Below are 25240 nucleotides of genomic sequence, written 5' to 3' on the forward strand. Positions count from 1 at the left end.
CAGCGAAGAGCTGTCTGGACAGTCGGAAATCGTGTCCGGACATGACCAACGCCGAAGCGGGGGGCTCCGGGGTTGGTCATTCGGGTGATCGGATTGATCAGCCCCGCGACTGGATTGGCGTGTAGTCGCGTTCGGTCGGGCCGGTATAGAGCTGGCGCGGGCGGCCGATCTTCTGGGTCGGGTCGCCGATCATTTCCTGCCACTGGGCGATCCAGCCGACGGTCCGGGCCAGTGAGAACAGCACGGTGAACATCGAGGTCGGGAAGCCCATCGCCGACAGGGTGATGCCCGAATAGAAGTCGACGTTCGGGAACAGCTTGCGCTCGATGAAATACTCGTCGTTCAGCGCGATCCGCTCCAGCTCCTTGGCCACCTGGAACAGGGGGTCGTTGGGGTCGCCGACGGCGGCCAGCACTTCGTCGGCCGATTCCTTCATCACCTTGGCGCGCGGATCGTAGTTTTTGTACACGCGGTGGCCGAAGCCCATCAGTTTGTATTTCTTGGCCTTTACGCCCTCAATGAACTCCGGGATCTTGTCCGGAGTGCCGATCTCTTTCAGCATGTTCAGCGCTTCTTCGTTGGCCCCGCCGTGCGACGGGCCCCACAGGCAGGCGATGCCGGCGGCGATACAGGCGAACGGGTTGGCCCCCGACGAACCGGCCAGACGCACGGTCGAGGTCGAGGCGTTCTGCTCGTGGTCGGCGTGCAGCATGAAGATGCGGTCCATGGCCTTGGCCAGTACCGGATTGACCACATAGTCCTCGGCCGGAACGGCGAAGCACATGCGCAGGAAATTCTCGGCATAGCTGAGGTCGTTGCGCGGCGACACGAAGGGCTGGCCGACGTGATATTTATAGGCCCGCGCGGCGATGGTCGGCATTTTGGCGATCAGGCGGATGGCCGAGATGTTGCGCTGGACCGGATCATGGATGTCTAGGCTGTCGTGATAAAACGCCGACAGTGCCCCCACGGTCCCGACCATGATCGACATCGGGTGGGCGTCGCGACGGAAGCCCTCGAAGAAGCGGTCGAACTGTGAATGCAGCATCGTGTGCATGGTGATGCTGCGTTCGAAGGCCTCGAGCTCGGCGGCCGTCGGCAGCTCGCCGCGCAGCAGCAGGTGGCAGACCTCGATGAAGTTGGACTGTGACGCCAGCTGGTCGATCGGATAGCCGCGGTGCAGCAGGGTACCCTTGTCGCCGTCGATGAAGGTCAGGGCACTTTCGCAGGCCGCCGTCGAGGTGAAACCGGGATCATAGGTGAAGGCGTCGGTCGCCCCGTAGAGCTTACGGATGTCGATCACGTTGGGACCGGTGGACCCGGCCAGAACCGGCAGTTCGACGTTCACGTCGCCGTAGGTGAGTGTCGCGGTTCCCGCGGGTTTGGCTTGTTCAGTCATTGCAGCCCCTTTGTGCAGTCCGGCTCGCGAGGGGTGTCGCGCGCCGGATTCAATTGTTCAGTGTCAGATAGTGTGTTGCAACGCATCATCCAAGCGCCCGAGGCTTTCCTCGCGCCCGAGGGCGGCCAGAATTTTGGCGATGTCGGGTGCGGAATGGCCGCCGGTCAGGGCAGCACGGGCCGGCGGGCCGATCTTGCCGAAGCCGACACCTTCCTCTTCGGCGAAAACCTTGAGCTCGGCCTCGAGGGCGAAGACGTCCCAGCTTTCGAACAGGGCCAGCCGGGTGCGCAACCGCCCGATTCGCTCGCCGGCCTCTCCGGCCAGCTGGGTCCGGCCGCGGTCATCGATCACCAACGGCCGGAGCTTCAGCACGAAGGCAGTCTGGTCGGCCAATTCAAGCGTGGTTTTGGCGCGATCCTTGATGAAGGGCAGGGCCCGGACCAGGCGGTCCTCGTCGTGTTCGGACAGGACGTGGTCGCGCGCCAGATGGATATCCAGCGTCAGCTTGGCCAGTCGCTCGTCGTCGGCCAGGCGGATCCAGTGGGCGTTGACGTGGGCCAGTTTGTCGAAATCCAGACGGGCCGGGGCCTTGCCGACGCCGGGCAGGTCGAACCACTCCAGGGCCTGGGCGTCGCTGAAGAGTTCGTCGTCGCCATGGGCCCAGCCCAGTCGGGTCAGATAGTTGCGCATGGCCTCGGGCAGATAGCCCATTTCGGCATATTCATGCACGGCCTGGGCCCCGTGCCGCTTGGACAGCTTGGCTCCGTCGGGACCGTGGATCAGCGGGATATGGGCGAACACCGGCCGGGGCCAGTCCATCGCGTCATAGATCAGTGACTGGCGCGCGGAATTGTTCAGGTGATCGTCGCCGCGAATGACGTGGGTCACGCCCATGTCGTGGTCATCGACGACCACGGCGAGGTTGTAGGTCGGTGCACCGTCGGAGCGCAGCAGTACCAGATCGTCGAGATCGCTGTTGGCCCAGCTCACCTGACCCTGAACCTGGTCCTCGACCGCGACCGAACCGGGCAGGGGGCGGCGGAACCGCACCACGTGGGGCAGGGCGGGGTCGCCTTCGGCCGCTTCGCGATCCCGCCACGGCGATTCGAAGGTGCGGCGTTCGGCCTTGGCTGCATCGCGCAGGGCACCGGTCTCTTCGGCCGTGGTCCAGTCGCGGTAGGCATGACCGGTTGCGACCAGTTGTGTCACCACTTCGCGGTGCCGGTCGGCGCGGCTGAACTGGAATACGGGGTCCTCATCCGGGAACAGGCCCAGCCAGCTGAGACCGTCGAAAATGGCTTCAACGGCGGCGTCGGTCGAACGCTCGCGGTCGGTGTCTTCCACACGCACAAGAAATTTCCCGCCACGACTTTTCGCGTAAAGGTAGTTGAAAAGTGCCGTGCGCGCGCCGCCTATATGCAGATAGCCGGTCGGCGAGGGCGCGAAGCGGGTGACGATGGCAGGGGAAGAGGTCATTCAGGGCGTATCCAGCAGAGCCGTCCTTATAGCGCCGGAAGCCGGAAATCACAGGGCCGGTTCCCGGATTCACGCGCTGTTGAGCGCGCAGGTCGAGGCCCAGGCCCAGCGTTGGCGACTCTGGGCCCCGGTCGCTTTCGGCGGCGGTTGCGCGATCTATTTCACCCTGCACCGGGAGCCGGTCCTGTGGCTGACGGTCGTTCTGGCTGTCGCAGCCTCGGGCCTGTGGCTGGGCGCGCGCCGGGTCGGTCTGGGGCGGGTCTGGAGCGTTCCCCTGATGCTGCTGGCCTGTCTGTCGCTGGGGCTGACCACAGCGCGGATACGTACGGAACGGGTGGCCGCCCCGATCGCGCCGGCCATGTCGGAACCGACCGTGATCGAGGCCTGGGTCGTCGATGTCGACAGTCCCGGCGAGCGCGGAGCCCGGATCGTCATCGCCCCCGTACGGGTGCGGGGGCTGGCCGCTGATGCGACACCGGTGCGGATGCGGGCCACGGTTCGGGGCGAGCCGCCACCACCGGGGGCGGCCGTCCGGCTGTTCGCCATCCTCAATCCGCCGCCGGCACCGGTCAGCCCGGGGGCCTATGATTTTGGACGCAACGCCTGGTTCCAGGGGCTGGGTGGTGTGGCCTTCGGGCTGGGCGAGACACGACCGGCGCGGTTGGACGATGCCCCGTGGCGGCTGCGCCTGACCATGGCGATCAACGGCATGCGCTACCGACTGGCGCAGCGGATCGTGGCGCGGCTGGGTGAGCGGACCGGTGGGGTGGCGGCGGCAATGACCACCGGCCACGAGACCTGGATCCGGCGTGCCGATCTGGACGTGATGCGCGACTCCGGCCTGGCCCATATCCTGTCGATCTCGGGTCTGCACATGGCCATCGTCGGCGGCTTCGCCTTCTTTCTGGTCCGGCTCCTCGTCGCGGCCTGGCCGTGGCTGGCGTTGCGGGTGTCGGGCAAGAAGGTGGCGGCGGTGGCCGGTCTGTGCGCGGTCGGCACCTATCTGATCGTGTCCGGGGCCCCGCCGCCGGCCGAGCGGGCGGCGATCACCGCGTCCATCGCCTTTGCCGCCATCCTGCTGGACCGTCAGGCCATCACCATGAACGCCCTGGCCGCCGCTGCCTTCGTGGTGCTGATGCTGCAGCCCGAGGCCATCGTCACGCCCGGGTTCCAGATGTCGTTCGCCGCCACCGCCGCCCTGGTGGCCCTGTCCGAGGTCTGGCCGCGGCGGATCCGCGAGCTGTCGGCACCCTGGATTATTGTGACGGCCCAGCGGGCGGGGTCGTGGATCGTCGCCGCCTGTGCCGCCAGTCTGGTCGCCGGAATGGCCACGGGGCCGTTTGCCATGCAGCATTTCAACCGCACGGCCATCTATGGCCTGCTGGCCAATCTGCTGACATCGCCGATCGCCGACTTCCTGATGATGCCGACCCTGGCCATGGGGGCGGTGCTGGAGCCACTGGGGCTGGGTGGTCCCTTTCTGTGGGTCGCGGGCCGGGGCATCGATCTGATGCTGGAGATCGGTACCCGGGTTTCAGACCTGCCGGGGGCCGTGCAGACCGTGGCCAGTGCGCCGGACGTGGCTCTGCCGGTGGCCTTTCTGGGCGTGCTGTTCATCTGCCTGTGGCGCGGGAGGCTGCGCTGGCTGGGTCTGCCGCTGGCCTCGGCGGTGCTGATTTGGCCGCGGGCCCCGGTGCCGGACATCTGGATCGGCGACGGGGGTACCAATGCCGCCTTCGTACAGAACGGAACCGCGGTGATTATGCGACCCGGTATCCGTCCGTTCGGCACCGACCTGTGGTCGCGGCGGCGCGGGCTGGTTCCGGTCGAACGACCCGAGGAGGGCTGGCAGTGCGATCGCTATACGTGCCGCCCGGAGATCAGCGGGCCCCTGGCCCTGAGCTGGGGTCGGCGACCTTCGGATACAGCGACGCTGGAAGCCCTGTGCCGTTCAGCCGAAGTGGTTAGCCTGCGGGCGGTGGCGGCCCGGCTGCCGACGGCGTGCGGCGGGCGGCTGGTGCTGGACGGCACCGACTATGGGCGCGGTGGCGCGGTTGAACTGTGGCGCGAGGGGGCACCGTCAGACGGTCGCTGGCGGGCCGTGTGGTCGGCGCAGGTGCGGGGCCGGCGGCCGTGGAGCGCGCGGCCGGATCCCGACTTCAGTGATAGCGGCGGATGAGCCCGACCAGCTTGCCCTGAACCTCGACCTGGTCGGGACCGAAGATGCGGGTCTCATAGGCGCGGTTGGCGGGTTCCAGGGCGATGGACTGGCCCTTCTTTCTCAAGCGCTTGAGGGTCGCCTCCTCACCTTCAACCAGAGCCACGACGATCTCACCGGACGAGGCGGTATCGACCGATTTGATGATGACCAGATCGCCATCGAGGATGCCGGCCTCGATCATCGAGTCCCCCTCGATTTCGAGCAGATAGTGTTCACCGGCTCCCAGCAGGGATTCGGGCACCGGATAGCGGGCGGTCTCATGCTCGATGGCGGCGATGGGCGTGCCGGCGGCGATCTTGCCCATCAGCGACAGTTCGCGGACGTCGTTGGCGACCTCGAGCGACTGGGGCCGGCCGCCGCCCTCGATGACGTCGGGACGGAAGGGGGCGCGGCCGCGCACCGGGGCCCCGGTCGTGGCCTGTTCCGGCATCTTGACCACTTCCAGCGCCCGGGCGCGGTGGGCCAGGCGGCGGATGAAGCCGCGTTCCTCCAGCGCAGTTATCAGCCGGTGAATGCCGGATTTCGACGCCAGATCAAGCGCTTCCTTCATCTCGTCGAAGGAGGGCGAGACGCCCGTTTCCTTGATGCGTTCATGGATGAACATCAGGAGTTCGTGCTGTTTGCGCGTGAGCATGGAGGCGAATCGTCCAGAACAAGGCGTGAACCGTTGCCGATGTTCTGTAAGTGTTCTTGCCTAATGTCAACTTAACGGGGGGACGGGGTCGTGGCGGCCGTTGTCAGGCCAGCAGCGCCCGCGTCGCGGCTGTCACGTTCGCTTGACGCATCAGGCTTTCGCCGACGAGGATGGCGCGGGCACCGTCGGCGGTGACCCGGGCGACGTCGTCGGGGGTGAAGATACCGCTCTCGGCCACCAGCAGGGCCTGTGGCGGCGCGAGAGTGGCCAGACGGGCCGTCGTGTCCAGATCGACCTCGAAGGTCCTCAGCGAGCGGTTGTTGATGCCGACCAGATCGCCGCCCAAGGCGACGGCCCGGGCCATTTCGGCTTCGTCATGGGTCTCGATCAGGGCGTCCATGCCGAAGTGGCGGGCCTCGGCCAGCAGGTCGGCGGCGAGGCCGTCGTCGATCATGGCGAGGATGATCAGGATGCAGTCGGCTCCTAAGGCGCGGCTCTCGGCCACCTGCCAGGGATCGACGAGGAAGTCCTTGCGCAGACAGGGCAGGGTCACGGCGGCGCGGGCGGCGACCAGACAGGCGTCATCGCCCTGGAAGCTGGGGCCGTCGGTCAGCACCGAGAGGCAGGCGGCCCCGCCGGCCTGATAGGCGCGGGCGAGGGCGGGCGGATCAAAGTCGGCGCGGATCAGGCCCTTCGAGGGGCTGGCCTTCTTGATCTCGGCGATCAGGGCAGGGCGGCCGGGCGCAGCGGTGCGGGTCAGGGCGGCGCGGAAGCCGCGTGGGGGCGAGGCGGCGGCGGCGCGGGCCTCGATCTCTGGCTGGGGCGTGGCGGCCATACGGGCGGCCACGTCGTCGCGCTTGTAGGCGGCGATCCGGTCCAGCACGTCGGTCATGCCGGTTCGTCGGTCTCGATCGGGGTGTTGGTGATCCGGGCCAGGGCCTCAAGGGCGGCAGCTGCGCGGCCGTCGTCGATGACGGCGGCGGCCTGACCCACGCCGTCGGCCAGATCGGCGGCGCGGTCGGCGACCACGAGGGCGGCAGCGGCGTTCAGCAGCACGATGTCGCGATAGGCCCCGGCCTGTCCGTCGAGCAGGGCGCGCAGGGCTGTGGCGTTGGTTTCGGGGTCACCGCCGCGCAGGGCCGCGATGTCGGCGCGGGGCAGGCCGGCATCCTCGGGCGTGACGGTGAAGCGGCGCACGGCCCCGTCCTTCCACTCGGCCACCTCGGTCGGGCCGGTCGTGGTCAGCTCGTCCAGACCCTGTCCGTGCACGGTCCAGGCCCGGGTGGCCCCCAGACGACCCAGCACCTCGGCCAGCGGCTCAAGCAGGCGCGGATCATAGACACCCATGACCTGACGCCTTGCAGACGCAGGATTAGAAAGTGGGCCCAGAAGATTGAAAACCGTGCGGAAGCCGATCTCGGCCCGGACCGGCCCGACGTGACGCATGGCCCCGTGGTAGGCGGGGGCGAACAGGAAGGCGATATTGGCCTCATCGAGCGACAGACGCTGCTGGGCCGGGGTGGCGGCGAGGTTGACGCCCAGCACAGACAGCACATCCGATGACCCGGAGCTCGAGCTGAGAGCCCGGTTGCCGTGTTTGGCCACCTTGAGCCCGGCTCCGGCCAGAACCAGGGCGGCGGCGGTGGAAATGTTGAAGGTGTGCTGGCCGTCGCCGCCAGTGCCGCAGGTGTCGATGACATCATACGGATGGTCCAGCGTCAGGGCCGCGTCGCGCATGGCCCCGGCGAAGGCGGCGATCTCGCCCACCGTCTCGCCGCGCATGCGCAGGGCGGTGACAGCGGCGGCGACCTGGGCCGGGCTGGGCTCGCCTCTCAGACAGGCGGCGAAGAAGGCATGAGCCTCGTCGGTCGACAGAATCTGGCCGTCGACCAGTTTCGCCAGCAGCGGCTTGAACCCGTCGGCCATCGCGTCAGACCACGGCCAGGCGTTTGACCCCGGCGAGGTCGAGGAAATTGGCCAGCAGGTCGTGGCCGTGTTCGGTGGCGATCGATTCCGGGTGAAACTGCACCCCGTGGATCGGCCGGGTCTTGTGAGCCAGGCCCATGATCTCGCCGTCGGCGGTCCAGGCGGTGACCTCGAGCACGTCGGGCAGGGTGTCCCGGCGCACGGCGAGGCTGTGATAGCGGGTGGCAGTGAAGGGGGAGGGCAGGCCGCGGAACACGCTCTGTCCGGCGTGTTCGATCGGCGAGGTCTTGCCGTGCATCAGGCTTTTGGCGCGGATCACCTCGCCTCCGAAGGCCTGACCCATGGCCTGATGGCCGAGGCAGACGCCGAAGATCGGCATGGTGTCGGGGGCCGAGGTCAGTAGGGACAGGCAGATGCCGGCCTGGTCCGGCGCGCAGGGGCCCGGTGACAGCAGCACCGCCTCGGGTTTCAGGGCCCAGGCCTCGTCGACGGTCAGATCGTCATTGCGCACGACGCGCGTCTCCGCGCCCAGTTCCGCGAGGTAGTGGACGAGGTTGTAGGTAAAGCTGTCGTAGTTATCGACGACGAGGATCATCCCGCGCTTCTAGACCATTTTTGTTTCAGGTCGAATCGATCTGAATCCAAAAAATGGTCCAGATTCAAACTGGAGCGAAATCTGAGCCGAGTTGGACTGCGTCCAACTCAGCCGATTTCGCTTCAGGGCTACAGGGGCGCGTCGCCAAGCGTCTGGGTGGCCGGTAAGGCTTCGTTAACCGTCCCGGGCTGCAATCAGGGCACAGGAACGGGGGTAATCATGGCTGATTCCAAGATCAACAAGGCGCGCGGCCTGCTGCAGCCGGCGACGGCGTCCCACAACCCCTGGGCCACATTCATTGCGGCCGCGCTGGCGGCGACGGCGGCGGTGCTCATGGCCGGCGTGGTGGTTCTGGGACCGGGCGTCCAGTTCACCGATCCGGCGATGCTGCAGGACACTGTGCGCTAGACCCACCGCCGACCCGTCACCACACGGGGCCTATCGATTACCCGAGGTATAGCGCCAGGCGTCGGCGGCGGCGTTCATCGGGGCCCGCGCCTTGGCCAGGGTTTCGGCATATTCGGCGGCCGGGTCGCTGTCGGTGACGACCCCGGCCCCGGCCTGGACGAAGATCCGGTCGTCGGTGAACATCGCGGTGCGCAGGACGATGCAGATGTCCGCCTCGCCCCCGGCCGAGATATAGCCGACCCCGCCGCCGTAGCCGACGCCGCGCTTTTCGCTCTCCAGCTCGTCGATGATGGCCATGGCCCGCACCTTGGGCGCGCCGGACAGGGTGCCGGCGGGCAGGGCGGCCAGCAGGGTGTCGACCGCGTCCAGCTTCGGATCGGCCCGGCCGCGCACGTCCGAGACGATATGCATGACCTGGCTGTAGCGTTCGACGGTGAAGCTCTCGGTGACCTCGACCGTGCCGGGCACCGAGACCCGGCCGACGTCGTTGCGGCCGAGATCCAGCAGCATCAGATGCTCGGCCCGTTCCTTGGGGTCGGCCAGAAGTTCGGCCTCCAGCGCCTTGTCCGCCTCGGGCGTCGCCCCGCGCGGACGGGTGCCGGCCAGCGGGCGGATGGTGACCGCCCCGTCCTTGAGCCGCACGAGGATTTCCGGGCTCGATCCGGCCAGCTGGAAATCGACGAAGTCGAGATAGAACAGATAGGGCGACGGGTTCTGGCGACGCAGCGAGCGATAGAAGGCGAACGGATCCCGGGTCCATGGGGCCGAGAAGCGGTGGCTGAGCACGACCTGGAAGATGTCGCCGGCCTCGATATAGGTCTTGGCCGCAGCTACCATGCCGGTGAAGGCGCTTTCGTCGACCGGGGAGTGAAAGTCCGGTGCCGGGACCTCGACCGGCGTCGCGCGCGCAGCCAGCGGAGCGCGCAGTTCGGCCTCGAAACCGTCCAGCCGGGCGACCGCGGTATCATGCGCCTCGCGCGCCGTCTGGCCGCTGTCGGGATAGGCGGCCGAAACCAGCACGATTTCGTGCCGGACTGAGTCGAAGATGGCCACCAGGGACGGTCGGGTCAGGACGGCGTCGGGCAGGTTCAGAGGGTCCGGATTGGCGGCACCCAGCGGTTCCAGCAACCGCACCAGGTCATAGCCGAACACGCCGAACAGGCCGGCCGCCATCGGCGGCAGGTCGTCGGGCAGGTCGAAGCGGGACGCGGCGATCAGGGCCCGCAGGGAGTCCAGCGCCGGTCGGGTGTCGCGGGTAAACCGGCCGTTGGCGAGCGCCTCGCCACGGGCACTGTCGGCCTGACCGTCGCGGCAGCGCCAGACCATGTCCGGATCCCGGGTGACGATCGAATAGCGGCCGTTGACGGCTCCGCCTTCGACGGATTCGAGCAGGAAGGCATAGGGCCGGCCGTGCCCGACCTTCAGATAGGCCGAGACCGGGGTCTCGAGGTCATCGACGAGCCGACGGACCACCACCTGTGGCGACCCGGCCTCCCACCCGGCGACAAAGGTCGTGAAACCTTCCGCGCCTGTTCCGGTGGTCATTGCGCCGGGACGGGGGTCGCAGCGGGGGCGGGCTCGGCCGGAAGACCCAGAGCCAGACGGGCCTGGGCCACGTCATAGGTCGCCTTCGAGCGTTCCGCCGCAGCTGTGAAGGCCTGTTCGATCATGGCCTGGACCAGTTCCTGGGTCATGCGCGGGCGGACCTGTTCGGCGACCGGAGCTGCGAGCGCGGCGACAGCGGCGTGGATCTGGTCGACCCGGCCGACGACATAGGTCGATTCCGTCTGCGGCAGGGCGTAGACCTGACCGCGCCCCTGACCGAACAGGCCGGACATACCGCCCTGGCCGAGGGCTTCCTGGCTCTGACGGTCCTGTTTCATGCCCGCGTGAGTCCGCAGTGAGGCCCCGGCTGCGCTGGCCACGGCGGCGATATCCTCACCGGCCCGAATGCGTCCGGCCAGTTCCTCAGCCTTGGTCACCAGCAGACGATTGTTTTCCCGCAGGATCCACTGGGTTTCCAGCGGACCGCGGATTTCGGCCAGGGGGGGCATGGCCGCCGGGCGGATGTCGTCGAGACGCAGAACGAAATACTGACCCTGACCGGCATCGATCACGTCGCTTTCGCCGCCCTTGGACAGCGTCCAGGCTGCGGTGAAGATCTGCGGCGGGGCGTTCAGCGGCTGACCATCCGGCAATTTGCCGTCCTGGGTGAAGGGCGGCAGTTGGACCATGCGGGCCCTCACTTCTTCGGCCGCGGCCTCGAGGGTCTTGCCGGCACTGCGGGCCTTTTCATAGCGTTCGACACGATCATAGACGGCGCTCTTGGTGTCTTCCTCGCGGAGCTCGGCGACGATGGCGTCACGTACGCCGTTGAGCGTCGCCGCGCGGCCGGGTTTGATCGCGGTGACGGTGACCACGGTAAAGCCGACCCGGGCCTGGACCGGATCGGAAACGGCGTTGGCCGTCAGACCGAATACGGCCGCCGCGACGGCAGGGTCGCCGATCGCCGAGCGCGGGGTATCCGTGTAGGGCGCGAGCTGGGCTCCGTTTGCGGCTCCGGCTTCCGCAGCCGTTTGTCCGGCGCGCAGGGCCGCGGCAACGCGGTCGGCTGCAGCGCGGGTCGGGGCGGTCAGGGTAACGAAGGTACGGGTCTCGGGCTCGGACAGGGCGTCCTTGCGGAACTCGAAGCGTTCGAGGATGCGGGCTTCGGTGATGGCGGGCGGGTTGGCGGCCGGACCATTGAAGAGGAAGAGGGCGACCATGCGATATTCCGGCTGACGCAGACGGTCGGCATTCTCGTTCATGAAGGCCGTCAGCTGGGCATCGGTGGGCTTGGCGGCCGAGCCGGCCATGGCCTGGGTGACGATGAATTGACGACCGTCGCGGGTTTCCAGCGCCTGGCTGGCCAACAGGGCACCGTAAATACGGGGCAGGCGGGCTCCGGCGAATACCGCGGCTCCGAAATGGTTGGTTGCGTATTCGTCGCGGAATTCCTGCTCGAGCTGGTGAGGTGTCATGTTCTGGGCCGCCAGGGCCGAACGGTAGGCGGTTTCGTCAAATTGACCCGTGACCTGGTTGAAGAAGATGGGAGCCTGACGGATTTGCTTCAGGATCAGCTCCTTGCCCGGACGCACGCCGGCCTTCCAGGCCCAGGCCACGAAGCCCAGCCGCTTGGACTGGCTGTCGAGATAGCGCAGGTGAATATTTTCGTTGATCATGTCTTCGATCGACACGGGCCGCCCGGTCTGTTCCTGCAAATTGTTGCGGACACGATCGAAATCGGCGCGGAATTTCTGCTGGTCGACGCTGCGGTCGCCCGCAGAGATCACATGCCTGGGCCCCAGGTTGGCGAACACATCGATCTGGGACCCGCCGGTCACAAGCAGGCCGAGAGCAAGCAGGACCAGCAGGGCGATGGCCCATTTGGACTTGGCGAAATTGCGGAACACGGAGATCATCGAAAGTACCTGTCGGGCCGACGTCGGGAGGGGCTCCTGTGGCGTATAGGGCCCGTCTGGCCTGTCCGGCAAGCGGCCGGTGTGTGACGACGGCTTGGCTTGGACGTCGCGGCTGCCTAAACAGGGCCTATGAAACAATCCGTGAAGCTGATCGTCGGCAACTGGAAAATGAACGGACTCGGGGCCAGTCTGGCCGAGGCCGAGGTTCTTAAGGACGCGCTCGAGGCCGACCCGGCGGCCTGTCGGGTGGTTCTGTGCCCGCCGGCGACCCTGATCGAGCGGATGGCGCGTCTGCTGGGCGGCGGTGCCGTCGAAACGGGCGGTCAGGATTGTCATGACGAACCATCGGGGGCCTTCACCGGCTCTGTCTCGGCCGAGATGCTGGCCGACGCCGGTGCCAGGCTGGTCATATTGGGTCATTCCGAAAGTCGGGCCAGTTTTGCCGAAACCGACGCCGGAGTCGCCGCCAAGGTGGAGACCGCCCTGGCGGCGGGCCTGGAACCGATCATCTGTGTCGGTGAAACCCTGGAACAGCGTGATGCCGGCGAGGCGATTGATGTGGTTAGTCGGCAGATCGCCGGCTCCCTGCCGGTGAGCCTGACGGGCCAACCCTTTGCCGTGGCCTATGAACCGATCTGGGCCATCGGCACCGGACGGACACCGACCCTGGAAGAGATCGAGGCGATGCATCGCGCCGTTCGCGCCGCCATGCTCAAGCGTCTGGGTGCCGGCGGAGCCGCGGCCCCGATCCTGTACGGTGGCTCGGTCAAGCCGGGGAACGCGGCTGAAATCCTGGCTGTGCCGGAGGTCGGCGGGGCGCTCGTCGGCGGGGCCTCCCTGAAGGCGGAGGATTTTCTCGGCATAATTCGGGGCACCTGACCCGGTCATCTCCAACCGAAGGTTTGCTCCCCGGACACATCAATGTTAGACGCCGCCGCTTGATCGGCGCAGCTGCGCGCCCACATGATTGACACCATGCTCCAGACCATCCTCCTCGTTGCCATGATCCTGATCTCGATCTCCCTCTCGGGGGTGATCCTGCTGCAGCAGTCTGAGGGCGGTGCCCTGGGCATGGGCGGCGGGCCTTCGGGCTTCATGACGGCTCGCGGAGCCGGCAATCTTCTGACCAAGGCGACCTCGATCCTGGCCATCCTGTTCTTCCTCTGCGCGCTCGGCCTGACCGTCACAGGAAACATGTCGCGGGCCAATGAATCGGTCATCGACGCCGCGGCCGTTGGGGCGATCGCTGTCGGAGGCGATACGCAAACCCAGGCTCCGGCTGCGCCGGCACCGGCGACCCCGGCCCAGCCGGCGGCTCCGTCGCTGGATGACCTGGAAGCCAGCCTACCGTCGGCGGCCGGCACTCCGGCCCGATAGGATATGGGACGGGCGGTCTTTCCCGCCTCCCGCTCCCGCCCTCAAAGTCTCCACGATGCGAGCGCACGAAAGTGCGCTCGTTTCATTTTTAACAGACAGGTCGCACGCGACCCGTCCCGTTCGTCCGAATCGGCGATAAGGTAAGCTCCCATGGCTCGTTATGTGTTCATCACTGGCGGCGTGGTTTCCTCACTGGGAAAAGGCCTCGCCTCCGCTGCTCTCGGTGCGCTGCTCCAGGCGCGCGGCTACAAGGTGCGCCTGCGCAAGCTCGACCCCTATCTGAACGTCGATCCGGGCACGATGAGCCCCTATCAGCACGGCGAGGTGTTCGTGACGGACGACGGGGCCGAGACCGACCTCGACCTGGGTCACTATGAGCGGTTCACCGGCGTCTCGGCGGCCAAGTCCGACAATATCACCACCGGACGGATCTATTCGACCATCCTTGAGAAGGAACGGCGCGGCGACTATCTGGGCGCGACGGTCCAGGTCATTCCGCACGTCACCGACGAGATCAAACGCTTCGTCCGGACGACGGCCCTGACCGACGCCGGCGAAGATGTCGACTTCGTGCTGGTCGAGATCGGCGGCACGGTCGGCGACATCGAGGGGTTGCCCTTCTTTGAGGCTATCCGGCAGCTGGGGCAGGACCTGCCGCGCGGCGAGTCGTGCTTTGTCCACCTGACCCTGCTGCCCTTCATCAAGACCGCCGGTGAGATGAAGACCAAACCGACCCAGCATTCGGTCAAGGAGCTGCGTTCGATCGGTATCCAGCCGGATATCCTGCTGTGCCGTTGTGAACAGCCGATCCCGGCCGAGGAGAAGCGCAAGATCGGCCTGTTCTGTAATGTGCGCGAAAGCAGCGTCATCCAGGCGATGGATTCGAGCGACATCTACGCCGTGCCGCTGGATTACCATCGCGAGGGGCTGGACGCCGAGGTGCTGGCCCATTTCGGACTGACCGACGCCCCCGCGCCCGATTTGGCGATGTGGGAGGAGATCGCGCGTCGCCGCCTGCATCCGGACGGTGAGGTCACTGTGGCCGTGGTCGGCAAATACACCGTGCTCAAGGACGCCTACAAATCCCTGATCGAGGCCCTGCAGCACGGTGGCGTGGCCAATAACGTCAAGGTCAACATCGACTGGGTCGAGGCGGACACGTTCGAGGGCGATCCGGAAGCCTGTGAGGCGCGCCTGCAGGGGGCTCACGCCGTCCTGGTGCCGGGCGGCTTTGGTGAGCGCGGGGCCGAGGGCAAGATCGAGGCGGCCCGCTTCGCCCGCGAACGCAAGATTCCCTATTTCGGCATCTGTTTCGGCATGCAGATGGCGGTGATTGAGGCGGCCCGGAACCTGGCCGGCCTGCCCCAGGCGTCCTCGACCGAATTTGGTCCCACTGCGGAACCGATCGTGGGCCTGATGACCGAATGGACCCAGGGCAACCAGCGGGTCCAGCGCCAGCAGGGCGGGGACCTCGGCGGCACGATGCGTCTGGGGGCTTATGACTCGGTGCTGGACGAAAATTCCAAGATCGCCGAAATCTACGGCACGACGACAATCAGCGAGCGGCATCGCCATCGCTATGAGGTCAACATCAACTATCGCGAACTGATCGAGATCCGGGGCGGGTTGAGATTTTCCGGCCTTTCACCGGACGGGGTCCTGCCCGAAACGGTCGAGCGTGAGGACCATCCCTGGTTCATCGGCGTCCAGTATCATCCGGAACTGAAGAGCCGCCCCTTCGCACCACATCCGCTGTTCGCCGGGTTCATCGGGGCCGCGAAGGTGCAGAGTCGGCTGGTCTGATCAGGCTGATCGGGCCGGGCTTCCGGCCTGTTTGTCGCCGAAGGCGGACGCAGGTCATCAGGCTGGTCGCACTGTGGCTGTCGATCCAGTGATAGCTCCGGATCAGGCAACGTAGACAACTCAGAAACCGGACCCTACAGCCCTCTCGTTCGTCAATGTTTCGGCACAAGACGAGTCGACATAAGGCGTTATAAATTCAGCTTATTACCGGCGAACTCGCGTGTATTTTTGCTGTTGCCGAGCGCCTATTCGCAGCGCCGGCCGATCCTGGAAATTGATCCGGGTCAAGGTCGTTCAGAACCGGGACTGGCATAGGTAGGTATCGCTGCCAGCGCTCAGTAGGTAGCGGCTTTGTGTCGTGCGGAAATGATGAAGGCCGCCTATCGTGCTTCGAGCCTCGGGAGGAAATGGGATCCGCAGCCATCCGTTCATCGGGGGCCGTGAGACCGTTCGAGGAGACGCCAGGTGACCAGACCAAGAAAAGTTTTGTTCGTAGTCAGCGACGGTGGCCGTGCACGGCTGATCCGACGCAAGACCGGGGGCAGTGGTTATGTGACTGTCGAGGAAATCGACAATGCAGACACCTTGCGCGAGCTGAAGGTCAGGCGTCAGGCCAATCCGTCAGGTCGGGTCTTTGAAAGCGTTGGCCGCTTGCGGCACGGCATCGGCACGGACGACTCTGCCCGACTGGCCAAGGAAACCTTCGTTGCCGGTGTGGCCGACCGCGCCGCTGCCTTGGCGAGGCGCGAGGGTTTGGACGAAGCCTATCTGGCGGCCCCCCCTGCGCTCATGGGCGTACTGCGGGACCGGCTGGCCTCGCAGATGACTGTGTGCGGGACGGTGAACAAGGATCTGACCAAGGTGGTCGACCAGGATCTGGGTGTGTGGCTGGATGAGGCCAGATACCATCGAGCGTCGACGGACTGAATGTCGCCCTGAAAAATAGTTGCAGCGCGGCCGGGAATTGCTCGCCGCATGGCGGGCCTGAAATTTCAGCGGAGAATAAAGTTGTCCGCATTATGTAACTTGCGAACAAGTTTTGTTGCCTCTGAGCTGTTATGAGGCAAGAACTGTAAGTAAAATGGCATACATCTGGCACCACTTTCTACGCGGCGGTGTAAATTATATGTAACGATTACATTGTTACTTGTTGGAAATAATTAAAATGGATTTTATAGATCGTCGAAAAACTAAATAGCTATATTTGTGTTGAAAAAATCAATTGTTCATGTCATGATTAAGCCATGAGGGATGTTTGAGTGTTTTTTGATGAAATGAACGGCGTCGGTGATCGGGCGCGTGAACCGTACTCTGAATATTGTGAGTGGTTCGATCGGCAGGATAGATCCGTTCTTCAACGCAAGTCCAAAGATGCCGAAGTGTTTTTTCGGCGTACTGGCATTACTTTCAATGTGTACGGTCAACAAGAAGCCAACGAGCGGCTGTTACCGTTCGATATTGTGCCGAGAATTATCTCTGCCCGGGAGTGGTCCCGACTGACAAAGGGCATTGAGCAACGCGTTCGGGCCATCAATGCTTTTCTGCACGACATCTATCACCGGCAGGAAATTCTCCGGGCCGGTCGGGTTCCGGTCGAGCTGATCGCGCAGAACGACGCCTTCGTGCCCCAGATGATCGGGATGTCGCCACCGGGAGGCATCTATACCCACATCGTCGGGGTCGACATCGTCCGCACGGGTGAGGACGAGTTCTTCGTGCTTGAGGACAACGCGCGTACGCCGTCGGGTGTGTCGTACATGCTCGAAAATCGCGAGACCATGTTGCAGATGTTCCCGGAGCTGTTCTCCCGGGTTTCGGTCCGCGAAGTCGCCGACTACCCCAAGATGCTGCGACGATCGCTCGCTGCCTGCGCGCCTGAAGGCTGTGCCGGGAAGCCAGTCATCGCCGTGCTGACGCCGGGCATCCATAACTCGGCCTATTTTGAGCATTCCTTTCTGGCCGACCAGATGGGGGTCGAGTTGGTGGAGGGGGCGGACCTGCGGCTGGTGGACGGTCGGGTGGCGATGCGGACGACCGAGGGCTACACGCCGATCGATGTGCTCTACCGGCGAATTGACGACGATTATCTGGACCCGTTGAACTTCAATCCCGACTCGATGCTGGGCGTTCCGGGAATCCTCGACGCTTACCGCGCCGGCAAGATCACCCTGGCCAACGCCCCCGGAACCGGGATCGCCGACGACAAGGCGATCTACAGCTACATGCCGGAAATCATCGAGTTTTATACGGGCGAAAAGGCCATTCTGAAGAATGTGCCGACCTGGCGATGTTCCGAGCCGGACGCCTTGGCCTATGTGCTGGAGCATCTGCCGGAACTGGTGGTCAAGGAAGTCCACGGATCGGGAGGCTACGGGATGCTGGTTGGCCCCGCCGCGAGCAAGCGCGAGTGCGCTGACTTTGCGGCCAAGCTGAAGGCCAGGCCGTCCAACTATATAGCCCAGCCGACGTTGGCCCTGTCGACAGTGCCGGTGATCACGCGGTCGGGGCTGGCTCCGCGCCACGTCGACCTGCGCCCTTTCGTACTTGTGTCGCCGAACCGGATCGACATCACCCCCGGCGGTTTGACCCGCGTGGCGATGAAGGCCGGGTCTCTGGTCGTCAATTCCAGTCAGGGCGGCGGGACCAAGGATACCTGGGTGCTTCAGGAATGAACCGAACTGACGGGGGCACCCAATGCTAGGCAAGACCGCAGGCGGCCTGTTCTGGATGTTTCGCTATCTGGAGCGCAGCGAGAATACCGCCCGGCTGGTCGATGCGGGATTCCGTATCGCCCTGACCCGCTCGGTCGCGGCAGAGGCTGAGTGGGCGTCGGTCATTGCGACGGCCGGAGTCCGCGACGCCTATCTCCAACGATACGATACGTACGGGGCGAAGAGCGTCATCGACTTTCTGCTGCGCGATCCCGCGAACTCGTCCAGCGTCATGTCGGTCATCGACTCTGCTCGCAGCAATGCCCGTCTGGTCCGAACGGCCCTGACCCGCGAGGTCTGGGAGGCGACCAACGAAGGCTGGATGAGCATCAAGGCCATCCTCAAACGGCCGGTATCGGAAAATGACCTGCCCGATGTTCTGGCCGACATCCGTCGCCAGAACGCGCTGGTCCGCGGGGCGCTCACGGGTACGATGTTGCGGAACGACGTCTACAATTTTGCGCACCTCGGGACGTTCGTTGAGCGTGCCGACAACACCGCGCGGATCCTTGACGTCAAATACTATGTCCTGCTGCCATCAGTCTCGTTCGTCGGTTCGTCACTCGACAATGTGCAATGGGAAACCATCCTGCGCTCGGTTTCGGCCCAGCGCGCCTATCGCTGGCTGAGCGACGGCAACGCCAACCCGCGGCAGATCGCCAATCTGGTCATTCTCGATCAAAGATTGCCGCGCTCGCTGGCCTATTGCGCGGGACAGATTTGCGAGAATCTGGATTGTCTCGCTGCTACCTACGGGAACCGGCTTGCGTCTCACGATCTGGCCAAAAATGTGGGCAATAGCCTGGCCGAAAATACCGTCGAGTCCATTTTTGACACCGGCCTTCACCAGTTTCTGTCGGCGTTCATCGCAAGCAATACGGCGCTCGGTCATCAGATCGAGCGGGATTACCGCTTTTCCGGATGACATCATGCGCGTGAAAATTCGCCACCAGACTGAATACCGCTATGACGCGCCGGTGCCGTACGGGCTGCAGCAATTGCGCATGACCCCGAAATCGTCGGCCGGGCAATCGATCATTGAATGGCGCACCGAGATCGAGGGCGGCCACAAGGAGCTTGCGTTCAGCGACCACAACAACAACCAGGTCGAATTGCTGGCTGTCTCTCCGGGCAGTCGTTCGGTGACGATCCTGTCTGAGGGGGAGGTCGATACGGCCGATACAGTGGGGGTTATCGGTCGTCACTCGGGGTTCACGCCCCTCTGGTATTTCAGCCGGAGCACGCCAAGCACCAAGCCCGGACCGCAGGTTCGCGGGCTGGTTCGGGCGCTGCCGTCAGGGTTCGAGAGTGATGCCGCCCGGCTGCACGCGCTGTCGGCGCAAATTCTAGAGACCGTCCCCTATCAGGTGGGTGAGACAGATTTTTCGACAACCGCGGAACAGGCCCTGACCTCCGGTCGCGGCGTTTGTCAGGACCACGCCCACATCTTCATCAGTGCGGCGCGTCTTCTGGGATATCCGGCCCGCTATGTCAGCGGCTATCTGGTGATCGACGGTCGGGTCGAACAGGAGGCCGGCCATGCCTGGGCCGAAGCGCACGTGGATGGACTGGGCTGGGTCGGCTTCGATATTTCCAGCGGGGTCTCACCCGACGAACGTTATGTCAGGGTGGCGACCGGACTCGACTATGGCGAAGCCGCGCCGATCTCTGGTATCATCTTCGGCGGACAAAAAGAGTCGATGGTCGTGCAGTTGCAGGTTCAACAGTAGCGATTCCGGCGTCAGAATTAATTTCAAAGAGACCCGGATGACCTATTGCGTCGGACTGCGCCTGAACAAGGGGCTGGTGTTCATGTCGGACACCCGAACCAATGCCGGGGTCGATAATATTTCGACATTCCGGAAGATGGTTAGCTGGCACCGGCCCGGCGAGCGTCTGATCACCCTGATGACTGCCGGGAATCTTGCGACCACCCAGGCCCTGGTCAGCACGCTGGACGAACGGACCAAGGTGCCGGCCGAGCGCAATCCCTCCCTGCTGGAGGCCCCGACCATGTTTCAGGCGGCCCAGATCGTCGGCGAGACCTTGCGCGAAACCATTCAACAGAACCGTGGCAGCGGTCAGAACGCCGACACACAATTCGGCGCGACCCTGATCCTGGGCGGTCAGATCAAGGGCATGCCACCCCGGCTGTTCATGATCTATCCAGAGGGAAATTTCGTCGAGGCCTCTGAGGACACGCCATTTTTTCAGATCGGCGAGGCGAAGTACGGTCGGCCCATTCTGGTTCGGGCCTATGATCCGGACATGGATTTCGAGAAGGCTGCCAAGCTGCTGATGCTGTCCTTTGACTCGACCCTGAAGGCCAATCTGTCCGTCGGGTTGCCGCTGGATCTGCAGATCTACGAGACGGATGAGTTCGCACCGAAGCTGGAGCGCAGGATCGAGGCCGATGATCCCTATTTCCAGACCATGACCGTGGACTGGGCCGATGCCCTGCGGGGCGCGTTCAACTCGCTTCCCGATCCGGTCTTTTGAGGTCCGCCGTATCGCAAGGTGCGGCGGCGGTATCGTCGGTCCGGGTCGTGGCCCTGTACCGATTTGCGCCGATCAAGGATTGCGTCGTCGTTCGCGACCGGCTTGAGACGCTGGCGTCGCCTGCCGTGCGCGGCACGCTTCTGGTCGCACATGAAGGACTCAACGGGACCATCGCGGGATCGGTCGAAGCGGTTGAGCGCGTGCTCGAAGGTATTCGCGCCGTGCCGGGTTTCGCCGACCTGGAGGTCAAGGAGTCGACGGCCGCGACCATGCCGTTTCATCGGCTCAAGGTCCGGATCAAGCCCGAGATCGTGACTATGGGGCGCACCGATCTGGACCCGGTGTGCAATGCCGGCACCTATGTCTCACCGGCCGACTGGAACGCCCTGATCGCCGATCCCGACACGGTGGTGATCGACACGCGCAACGATTATGAGGGCGCGATCGGGGCCTTTGCCGGGGCGATCCAGCCCAATACCCGCAGCTTCCGTGACTTTCCTGACTGGTTCGAGCGGGAAGGGCGGGCCCTGCTGGACCGTCCTGTGCCGCCGAAGGTGGCGATGTACTGCACCGGCGGCATCCGTTGCGAGAAGGCGACGGCCTTCCTCAGGGCCGAGGGCGTCCAGAACGTGCACCATCTCGAGGGCGGGATCCTGCGCTACCTTGAGACGACGGTCGAGACCGAAAGCCTGTGGCAGGGCGAATGTTTTGTGTTCGACGAACGGGTCGCCATCGGTCACGGGCTGAGCCCGGGCAGCCACACGCTGTGCCGGGGCTGCCGTATGCCGCTGGGGCCCCGGGAGCGCGCATCCGACCGCTATGTTGAGGGGGTCTGCTGTGAGCGCTGCCACGACAGCCGTACCGAGGCCCAGCGCGAGGGCTACGCCGAACGCCAGCGGCAGATGGAGATCGCGGCCCGTCTGGGCATTGAGCACGTCGGGGCCAGGCTGAACGGCGACGGACCGGCTGGCGACGGCACAGACCGGAACTGACTACGTCTGGACAGGCCTGCCTGTGACTGTGTGCTTGACAACGTTTTGTCATTTAGCTAAACGTCTGTGCATGAACAAGGTCTTTAAAGCCCTGGCCGATCCGACCCGCCGTCGTGTGCTGGAATTGCTGCGTCAGCGGCCGATGTCGGCGGGGGAACTGGCCGATGAATTCGCTTTCGCCAAGCCGACCATGTCCGCCCATTTTTCCGTGCTGAAAGAGGCCGGTCTGGTCGAGGCGGAGAAGGACGGCAAACAGGTCATCTATCGTTTGAAGCTGTCGGTGCTGGAAGATGCGCTGTTCGGTTTCGCCAAAACCTTTGGCATGGGTGGCGAGTCCGCCAGTGCCGGAGAGACTCAGGAAAAGGACACCCAATCATGACCCTGTCACAACGGATTCACGGGCAGATCGCCCTGGTTGCCGCTCTGGTCTGGGGGCTGGGGATCACCAACTGGGTGCTGGAAGCGGACAAGGCCGGGGCCTGGATCGCGGCGATGGGCGGGATGGCTGCGATCTGGATCGCCGTTTTCCTGATGGAGCGAGGGCGGTCATTTTCCAGATACACCGATTCCGAACGTCGCTACTTCCGGATGTCAGTCATGGTCGGTGGCCTGATGCTGGCGGGATCCTTGTCCGTGTCGCTGGCAGAGACCCTCGGGATCGCGGACGGTCCGATTGTCCAGCGAGGGCTCGGCATCGGTATCGGGCTGGTGTTGATCCTGATCGGCAATGTCATGCCGAAGGTCCTCGGACGCCGGGGCGAAGGAAGCTGTCCGTCGGAGCGCAGCGAGTCGATGAAGCGCTTTGCCGGCTGGGCCCTGGTCATCGCCGGACTCGTCTATGTCGCGGCCTGGTTCGTTCTGCCCGTGCCGCTGGCCGGCGGGGTGGCGACGGCGGCGACGGCCCTGGCCCTGGGACTGATTATCGCCCGGGGTGCCGGGTTTCTGGTCTCAAGGCGCGGATCGGCTCAGCCGCCCGTCACATAGATGGTGCAGGTCGACTCCGCGCCGGTCAGGGGGTTGGGGAAGGTGACCACTTCGGCCTTCGGGTTGGGAAACACCGCCTCCAGCAGGGTCATGAAGCCGGGATCCGGCGCATCGTCGGACCACATGGCGAACACCCCGTCCGGGGCCAGCCGGGCCCGCAACCGGGTCAAGCCGTCCAGCGTGTAGAGCCGGGCATGCGCCGGGTTCAGCAGCCGGGAAGGGGAGTGGTCGATATCGAGCAGGATCACGTCCCAGACCGTCCCATCCTGACCGTCCCCGTCGAACAGACCGAAGAAGTCCGCGTGGGTCAGGGTGCAGCGCGGGTTGCTGCCGAGGCTTTCGCCCAGTGGCACCAGACCGGTTCGATGCCAGTCGATCACCGCCTCGATGGTGTCGACCACCTCGACCGACCCGACCCTCGGCTCGGCCAGCGCGGCCTGCGCCGTATAGCCGAGCCCAAGACCGCCAACGAGCACCTTCAGTCCGGCCCCCGGATGACGCGCCAGACCGAGGTTTGACAGCTCGGTCTCGCCGACGGTGAACAGGCTCGACATCAGATGTTCGTCGCCGAGAATGACCTCGATCACATCGAGGTCGAGGGCCGAGACCCAGCGCCGTCGCAGGGCGATCGGCCCCATCGGCGTGAGGCGATAGTCGAGTTCTTCGATCAGGCGGGGCAATCGGGGACTCCGGGGGCGCGCTTGCGCATCAGGGCGTTGCGCCCTGTTGAACCTGACCGGATGCTTTCCGCAAGGCGCGGATGCAGGATTTGCCCAACGGGGTTGCAAATGGGAAACCGGTGTCGGCCCCATCCTGACCGACCGGAGACAATCGATGACTGACACTGCGCGCGAATTCTGGGACGGCCGCTATGCCGGTGAGGCCTATCATTTCGGCGAGACCCCCAATGTCTTTCTGGAGCGGCAGGCGGACCGGTTGCGGCCCGGGGCGCGGGTGCTGGTGGTGGCCGACGGCGAGGGGCGCAACGGGGTGTGGCTGGCCGGACGGGGGCTCGATGTGGTGACCACCGATCTGTCCCCGCGGGCGGTGGAGAAGGCCCGGGCCCTGGCGGCCCGGCGGGACGTGACCCTCGAGACGCTGACGGTCGATCTGGACGCATGGGACTGGCCGGTGGCGACCTTTGACGTGGTGGTGGCGATTTTCATCCAGTTCGCGCCGCCGGCCCAGCGCGACCGGCTGTTCGCCCGGATGAAGGCGGCCCTGAAGCCCGGGGGGCTTTTGTTGCTCGAAGGCTATCGGCCCGAACAGCTGACCTACGGCACCGGCGGGCCCGCCGAGACGGATAATTTCTACACCGAAGACCTCTTGCGCGAGGCCTTTGCCGATTGCGACGTCATCAGCCTCGAGGCCTATGACGCCGAGATCCACGAGGGGCCCGGCCATGCGGGCCGTTCGGCCCTGATCGATCTGGTCGCCCGGGTCCGACCCTGGAGCGAAATCGGTTGAGTTGGACGCAGTCCAACTCGGCTCAGATTTCGCTCTAGTTTGAATCTGGACCATTTTTTGGATTCAGGTCGATTCGACCTGAAACAAAAATGGTCTAGGGATTCAGCGTGTAGCCCTGCTGTTGCAGCAGGGCGAAGGCCGTCATGGCCGACAGGGACATGCCGATCCCCGGCAACAGGTCGGGCTTCGTTATTTCGTGAGCCGCGGCGGACTGGCCGCACAGCCAGATGTCGACGCCGTGGGCCGTCAGCTCCGCGATCGCCGCGGCGCTGCCGTTGATGGCCCCGTCGTTGCGGGCGGCATAGGCCGTCTGCGCCAACACGTCGACGGACGCACCGCCGTGGACGACGACCGCGACATGGATGTCGGCGATCGGGACCCCGGCCTCGACATGCATGTTGATGAAGCGGGCGGCCGAGTCGAATGTCCGGTTCAACTGACCGGGCGTGGCCTTGTCGGTCACGTCGAACACTACCCGGAAGACCGTACCCTCGGGAATGGGCAGGTCGCTCTGGACCGTGGCGATGTCGCCGAAGGTCGTGAACACCGGCCCCGCGTGGAAACCGGCGCGCGGTTCGGCGACCGCCTGCAACGGAATGAGGAAAAGGGCGACGGCGACGGCAACGATTTTCAGCATGGGGTCCTCGGCTTTCCCGCCATTGTTAGCAGACCGGTCGCGCCGCGACGAGGCCGCGCCGCGGACGGGGGATGAGCGCCGACCTGACAGTCGACAGGCGCGTGTTCGAAAACACCTACCTAGGCGGCGGGTCGCGGTGCCCGCGCGGAGGAATGGTAGCTGACGATCCGCCACACACCACCCCGACGTTCCAGCACGCTTGTCGCGACGCCACGGCGCTCGACATCAGGGCGAGCCGCGTCCTTGAAGGCGATCCGGTAGACATAGGTCTCGGTCGCATAGGCGACGTCGCCGGCCACCGTGACCTGACTGGCGTAGTCGTTGAAGCTGAAGGCCGAAAATACCTTGAGCTCCGGGCCGAGATGGTGCGCCAGATAGTCGCCGTAGGTCCCCTCGACGCCACCCTGTTCGTAGACCCGGCCGTCCGGCCAGAAGAAGGCGGCACCGGCGTCGCCGTCCAGCGCTTCGATCGCCGCCCGGTAGCCCCGGAGCACCGCCGTCACGTCCGCCTGCGGAGCGGGGGCGATCGCCTGGGGGGCTTCACTGAAGGCCGAGGCGGAGCCGACGGGAAGGCCGAGGGCGATCACGGCCATCATGAGGGTTCGGGTCATCATGGGGACTCTCCAGCGAGGTTGTGAACGGGGTGAGGC

The 25240-nt window shown here is 65.2% G+C and carries 25 protein-coding genes; 14 read left to right on the plus strand and 11 right to left on the minus strand.

Features of this window, described 5'->3' with window-relative positions:
• Window positions 1–97: 97 nt before the first annotated feature.
• Complete coding sequence (gene gltA, locus AAC050_RS07755; protein WP_339914496.1) at window positions 98–1399, minus strand: citrate synthase; 1302 nt, start codon at window positions 1397–1399, stop codon at window positions 98–100.
• Window positions 1400–1462: 63 nt separating this feature from the next.
• Entirely contained in the window at window positions 1463–2875 is a 1413-nt protein-coding gene (gene gltX, locus AAC050_RS07760) for a glutamate--tRNA ligase (RefSeq protein WP_339914497.1), read from the minus strand.
• A gap of 79 nt (window positions 2876–2954) precedes the next feature.
• Between gltX and AAC050_RS07765 the strand changes: the two genes are divergently transcribed.
• Window positions 2955–5054 carry a ComEC/Rec2 family competence protein gene (locus tag AAC050_RS07765; RefSeq protein ID WP_339914498.1) on the plus strand — a complete coding sequence of 700 codons (2100 nt, stop codon included), beginning with the start codon at window positions 2955–2957 and terminating at the stop codon, window positions 5052–5054.
• On the opposite strand, the gene lexA is transcribed toward AAC050_RS07765, so the two are convergent.
• The 4 genes from lexA to AAC050_RS07785 form a co-directional block, all read right to left on the minus strand.
• Window positions 5035–5730, minus strand: coding sequence for a transcriptional repressor LexA (gene lexA, locus AAC050_RS07770; RefSeq protein WP_339914499.1), 696 nt, complete (start codon window positions 5728–5730; stop codon window positions 5035–5037). The two genes, AAC050_RS07765 and lexA, sit on opposite strands and share 20 nt — an antisense overlap.
• Window positions 5731–5833: 103 nt before the next feature.
• The gene (gene trpC, locus AAC050_RS07775) at window positions 5834–6622 is read right to left on the minus strand and encodes an indole-3-glycerol phosphate synthase TrpC (protein ID WP_339914500.1); all 789 of its coding nucleotides are present in this window, start codon (window positions 6620–6622) and stop codon (window positions 5834–5836) included.
• Window positions 6619–7656, minus strand: coding sequence for an anthranilate phosphoribosyltransferase (gene trpD, locus AAC050_RS07780; protein ID WP_339914501.1), 1038 nt, complete (start codon window positions 7654–7656; stop codon window positions 6619–6621). Before trpD ends, trpC begins: the two co-directional genes overlap by 4 nt.
• Before the next feature lie 4 nt (window positions 7657–7660).
• Entirely contained in the window at window positions 7661–8251 is a 591-nt protein-coding gene (locus AAC050_RS07785; protein WP_339914502.1) for an aminodeoxychorismate/anthranilate synthase component II, read from the minus strand.
• Between the two features lie 219 nt (window positions 8252–8470).
• Between AAC050_RS07785 and AAC050_RS07790 the strand changes: the two genes are divergently transcribed.
• On the plus strand, window positions 8471–8659 hold the full coding sequence (locus AAC050_RS07790) for a peptidoglycan-binding protein (protein WP_339914503.1): 189 nt from the start codon (window positions 8471–8473) through the stop codon (window positions 8657–8659).
• 30 nt (window positions 8660–8689) lie between these two features.
• On the opposite strand, the gene trpE is transcribed toward AAC050_RS07790, so the two are convergent.
• Both trpE and AAC050_RS07800 read right to left on the minus strand, forming a co-directional pair.
• Window positions 8690–10204 carry an anthranilate synthase component I gene (gene trpE / locus AAC050_RS07795; protein ID WP_339914504.1) on the minus strand — a complete coding sequence of 505 codons (1515 nt, stop codon included), beginning with the start codon at window positions 10202–10204 and terminating at the stop codon, window positions 8690–8692.
• Window positions 10201–12120 carry a peptidyl-prolyl cis-trans isomerase gene (locus AAC050_RS07800; protein WP_339914505.1) on the minus strand — a complete coding sequence of 640 codons (1920 nt, stop codon included), beginning with the start codon at window positions 12118–12120 and terminating at the stop codon, window positions 10201–10203. The genes trpE and AAC050_RS07800 overlap by 4 nt, the downstream gene beginning before the upstream one ends.
• A gap of 129 nt (window positions 12121–12249) precedes the next feature.
• Between AAC050_RS07800 and tpiA the strand changes: the two genes are divergently transcribed.
• The 11 genes from tpiA to AAC050_RS07855 all read left to right on the plus strand — a co-directional run bounded on the left by tpiA (window position 12250) and on the right by AAC050_RS07855 (window position 22486).
• Complete coding sequence (gene tpiA / locus AAC050_RS07805; RefSeq protein WP_339914506.1) at window positions 12250–12999, plus strand: triose-phosphate isomerase; 750 nt, start codon at window positions 12250–12252, stop codon at window positions 12997–12999.
• Between the two features lie 96 nt (window positions 13000–13095).
• Window positions 13096–13497: a preprotein translocase subunit SecG gene (gene secG, locus AAC050_RS07810; protein ID WP_339914507.1), complete on the plus strand. Its 402-nt coding sequence runs from the start codon at window positions 13096–13098 to the stop codon at window positions 13495–13497.
• A gap of 150 nt (window positions 13498–13647) precedes the next feature.
• Window positions 13648–15300: a CTP synthase gene (locus AAC050_RS07815; RefSeq protein WP_339914508.1), complete on the plus strand. Its 1653-nt coding sequence runs from the start codon at window positions 13648–13650 to the stop codon at window positions 15298–15300.
• Between the two features lie 465 nt (window positions 15301–15765).
• Entirely contained in the window at window positions 15766–16227 is a 462-nt protein-coding gene (locus AAC050_RS07820; RefSeq protein ID WP_339914509.1) for a host attachment protein, read from the plus strand.
• Window positions 16228–16559: 332 nt separating this feature from the next.
• Entirely contained in the window at window positions 16560–17972 is a 1413-nt protein-coding gene (locus AAC050_RS07825; RefSeq protein ID WP_339914510.1) for a circularly permuted type 2 ATP-grasp protein, read from the plus strand.
• Window positions 17973–17994: 22 nt separating this feature from the next.
• Entirely contained in the window at window positions 17995–18936 is a 942-nt protein-coding gene (locus AAC050_RS07830; RefSeq protein ID WP_339914511.1) for an alpha-E domain-containing protein, read from the plus strand.
• A gap of 4 nt (window positions 18937–18940) precedes the next feature.
• Window positions 18941–19741: a transglutaminase family protein gene (locus AAC050_RS07835; RefSeq protein ID WP_339914571.1), complete on the plus strand. Its 801-nt coding sequence runs from the start codon at window positions 18941–18943 to the stop codon at window positions 19739–19741.
• A 37-nt stretch (window positions 19742–19778) separates the two neighbouring features.
• The gene (locus tag AAC050_RS07840) at window positions 19779–20510 is read left to right on the plus strand and encodes a proteasome-type protease (RefSeq protein ID WP_339914512.1); all 732 of its coding nucleotides are present in this window, start codon (window positions 19779–19781) and stop codon (window positions 20508–20510) included.
• Complete coding sequence (locus AAC050_RS07845) at window positions 20507–21502, plus strand: rhodanese-related sulfurtransferase (RefSeq protein ID WP_339914513.1); 996 nt, start codon at window positions 20507–20509, stop codon at window positions 21500–21502. Before AAC050_RS07840 ends, AAC050_RS07845 begins: the two co-directional genes overlap by 4 nt.
• Before the next feature lie 34 nt (window positions 21503–21536).
• A complete protein-coding gene (locus AAC050_RS07850) occupies window positions 21537–21881 on the plus strand; it encodes an autorepressor SdpR family transcription factor (RefSeq protein ID WP_339914514.1) in 345 nt (114 codons plus the stop codon).
• Window positions 21878–22486, plus strand: coding sequence for a hypothetical protein (locus AAC050_RS07855; RefSeq protein ID WP_339914515.1), 609 nt, complete (start codon window positions 21878–21880; stop codon window positions 22484–22486). The genes AAC050_RS07850 and AAC050_RS07855 overlap by 4 nt, the downstream gene beginning before the upstream one ends.
• Here the strand turns inward: AAC050_RS07855 and AAC050_RS07860 are convergent.
• Window positions 22468–23166 (minus strand): hypothetical protein, encoded by a 699-nt coding sequence (locus AAC050_RS07860; RefSeq protein WP_339914516.1) that lies wholly within the window; start codon window positions 23164–23166, stop codon window positions 22468–22470. The two genes, AAC050_RS07855 and AAC050_RS07860, sit on opposite strands and share 19 nt — an antisense overlap.
• A gap of 154 nt (window positions 23167–23320) precedes the next feature.
• On the opposite strand from AAC050_RS07860, the gene AAC050_RS07865 reads away from it, so the two are divergent.
• Entirely contained in the window at window positions 23321–23953 is a 633-nt protein-coding gene (locus AAC050_RS07865) for a class I SAM-dependent methyltransferase (protein WP_339914517.1), read from the plus strand.
• A 94-nt stretch (window positions 23954–24047) separates the two neighbouring features.
• On the opposite strand, the gene AAC050_RS07870 is transcribed toward AAC050_RS07865, so the two are convergent.
• Together AAC050_RS07870 and AAC050_RS07875 are read right to left on the minus strand one after the other, a co-directional pair.
• Complete coding sequence (locus AAC050_RS07870) at window positions 24048–24590, minus strand: DsrE family protein (RefSeq protein WP_339914518.1); 543 nt, start codon at window positions 24588–24590, stop codon at window positions 24048–24050.
• Between the two features lie 119 nt (window positions 24591–24709).
• Window positions 24710–25204, minus strand: a complete 495-nt coding sequence (locus AAC050_RS07875; protein ID WP_339914519.1) for a nuclear transport factor 2 family protein — start codon at window positions 25202–25204, stop codon at window positions 24710–24712.
• Between the last annotated feature and the right edge of the window lie 36 nt (window positions 25205–25240).

The organism is uncultured Brevundimonas sp. (assembly GCF_963974615.1).
In the GTDB taxonomy this organism is placed as follows: domain Bacteria; phylum Pseudomonadota; class Alphaproteobacteria; order Caulobacterales; family Caulobacteraceae; genus Brevundimonas.

Excerpts from the sequence above, each read along its gene's own strand:
- AAC050_RS07800 (WP_339914505.1), bottom strand. The coding sequence starts at position 12,120 with ATGATCTCCGTGTTCCGCAATTTCGCCAAGTCCAAATGGGCCATCGCC.
- gltA (WP_339914496.1), bottom strand. The coding sequence starts at position 1,399 with ATGACTGAACAAGCCAAACCCGCGGGAACCGCGACACTCACCTACGGC.
- AAC050_RS07835 (WP_339914571.1), top strand. The coding sequence starts at position 18,941 with ATGCGCGTGAAAATTCGCCACCAGACTGAATACCGCTATGACGCGCCG.
- secG (WP_339914507.1), top strand. The coding sequence starts at position 13,096 with ATGCTCCAGACCATCCTCCTCGTTGCCATGATCCTGATCTCGATCTCC.
- lexA (WP_339914499.1), bottom strand. The coding sequence starts at position 5,730 with ATGCTCACGCGCAAACAGCACGAACTCCTGATGTTCATCCATGAACGC.
- AAC050_RS07875 (WP_339914519.1), bottom strand. The coding sequence starts at position 25,204 with ATGATGACCCGAACCCTCATGATGGCCGTGATCGCCCTCGGCCTTCCC.
- AAC050_RS07790 (WP_339914503.1), top strand. The coding sequence starts at position 8,471 with ATGGCTGATTCCAAGATCAACAAGGCGCGCGGCCTGCTGCAGCCGGCG.
- AAC050_RS07855 (WP_339914515.1), top strand. The coding sequence starts at position 21,878 with ATGACCCTGTCACAACGGATTCACGGGCAGATCGCCCTGGTTGCCGCT.
- trpD (WP_339914501.1), bottom strand. The coding sequence starts at position 7,656 with ATGGCCGACGGGTTCAAGCCGCTGCTGGCGAAACTGGTCGACGGCCAG.
- AAC050_RS07785 (WP_339914502.1), bottom strand. The coding sequence starts at position 8,251 with ATGATCCTCGTCGTCGATAACTACGACAGCTTTACCTACAACCTCGTC.
- AAC050_RS07840 (WP_339914512.1), top strand. The coding sequence starts at position 19,779 with ATGACCTATTGCGTCGGACTGCGCCTGAACAAGGGGCTGGTGTTCATG.
- AAC050_RS07815 (WP_339914508.1), top strand. The coding sequence starts at position 13,648 with ATGGCTCGTTATGTGTTCATCACTGGCGGCGTGGTTTCCTCACTGGGA.
- tpiA (WP_339914506.1), top strand. The coding sequence starts at position 12,250 with ATGAAACAATCCGTGAAGCTGATCGTCGGCAACTGGAAAATGAACGGA.
- gltX (WP_339914497.1), bottom strand. The coding sequence starts at position 2,875 with ATGACCTCTTCCCCTGCCATCGTCACCCGCTTCGCGCCCTCGCCGACC.
- AAC050_RS07865 (WP_339914517.1), top strand. The coding sequence starts at position 23,321 with ATGACTGACACTGCGCGCGAATTCTGGGACGGCCGCTATGCCGGTGAG.
- AAC050_RS07830 (WP_339914511.1), top strand. The coding sequence starts at position 17,995 with ATGCTAGGCAAGACCGCAGGCGGCCTGTTCTGGATGTTTCGCTATCTG.
- AAC050_RS07870 (WP_339914518.1), bottom strand. The coding sequence starts at position 24,590 with ATGCTGAAAATCGTTGCCGTCGCCGTCGCCCTTTTCCTCATTCCGTTG.
- trpC (WP_339914500.1), bottom strand. The coding sequence starts at position 6,622 with ATGACCGACGTGCTGGACCGGATCGCCGCCTACAAGCGCGACGACGTG.
- trpE (WP_339914504.1), bottom strand. The coding sequence starts at position 10,204 with ATGACCACCGGAACAGGCGCGGAAGGTTTCACGACCTTTGTCGCCGGG.